The organism is Vibrio sp. 779(2023) (assembly GCF_033344285.1).
GTDB lineage: Bacteria > Pseudomonadota > Gammaproteobacteria > Enterobacterales > Vibrionaceae > Vibrio > Vibrio alginolyticus.
Genome location: NZ_JAWPOM010000156.1, coordinates 1 through 1,201, shown reverse-complemented (window position 1 = coordinate 1,201; position 1,201 = coordinate 1). Strand labels below are relative to the sequence as shown.

Annotated in this window: 1 protein-coding gene and 1 pseudogene; both read left to right on the top strand. The window is 45.0% G+C overall.

Annotation, left to right across the window (positions count from 1 at the left end):
• The coding region (locus R8O70_RS25710) for a phosphatidate cytidylyltransferase (RefSeq protein ID WP_318184525.1) at positions 1-810 on the top strand (810 nt) is incomplete at its 5' end.
• Between the two features lie 51 nt (positions 811-861).
• Positions 862-1,201 (top strand): annotated as a pseudogene (locus R8O70_RS25705) (1-deoxy-D-xylulose-5-phosphate reductoisomerase); the annotation flags it as partial.

Below are 1,201 nucleotides of genomic sequence, written 5' to 3'. Positions count from 1 at the left end.
GCTCCCCTGGTTATTTTAGGTATTTTTAAGTTACCCCTAATGGGCTTTATTATCGCGTTGACGGCGATAACACTGTTAGGTTTTTGGGAGTGGACACAATTTACAGAAAGCAATTCTCGCATTGCTGCACTGATTCCGGCAGCCGTTGTTACCGGACTTAGTTTTCTCTTTATCTCACCTGACGCACATAGCTTAAACCATTTGAGTACACCTCATTATGTTGTGTTAGGGCTTGGTTTTGTGTGGTGGATTATTGCGAGCTTGATGGCAATTACTTACCCGAAAACCACAAAATCTTGGCAAGGCAATCTTGTTTTACGACATGTTTTTGGTTTTCTGACATTACTCCCTTTTCTTTGGAGTGTAATCATTCTAAGAGCCTCAGACATTTCGGTAGATCCATACCACGGTGCAAAGCTCGTAATGTACGTTTGCTTCTTGGTATGGGCTGCAGACAGCGGTGCTTACTTCGCTGGTAAAAGTTTAGGCAAGCGCAAGATGGCACCACATGTTAGCCCAAACAAAACGATTGAAGGTCTTATTGGCGGTATCATCGCGGCACTGATTGTTGGCTGGTTGTTTGCCGATTGGTTCAATATCCAGTTCACGAGCCCAATTCATATGATCATCATTACGTTGATCACGGTCGTGATTTCTGTATTAGGTGATTTAGTCGAAAGCATGTTTAAGCGTGTTTCTGGCATCAAAGACAGCAGTAACATCATTCCAGGCCACGGTGGCGTATTAGATCGCATCGATAGCCTGACTGCTGCATTTCCAGTCTTTGCTCTTCTATACTACGTATTCTAATTTATCGGGAGCGGCTTCATCGCTCCTGAATTTTTCTAACGGTCTTACAACATGCAAAAGTTAACGATTCTTGGTGCAACAGGCTCAATAGGTGCAAGCACCTTAAAAGTGGTTGAACAAAACCCAGAGCTGTTTTCTGTGGTCGCACTGGCGGCTGGCACTAACGTTGAAAAGATGGTGGCACTTTGTCGCCAATGGCAGCCTAAATTCGCAGTAATGGCGGATAAGGCTGCGGCTGTTGCTCTGCAATCAGAAATCCACACCATTTCACCAAATACAGAAGTGTTAGGTGGTGTTGATGCACTTTGTCATGTGGCTTCATTAGAAGAAGTAGATAGCGTAATGGCAGCCATCGTTGGTGCAGCGGGTTTGTTGCCAACCATGGCGGCCG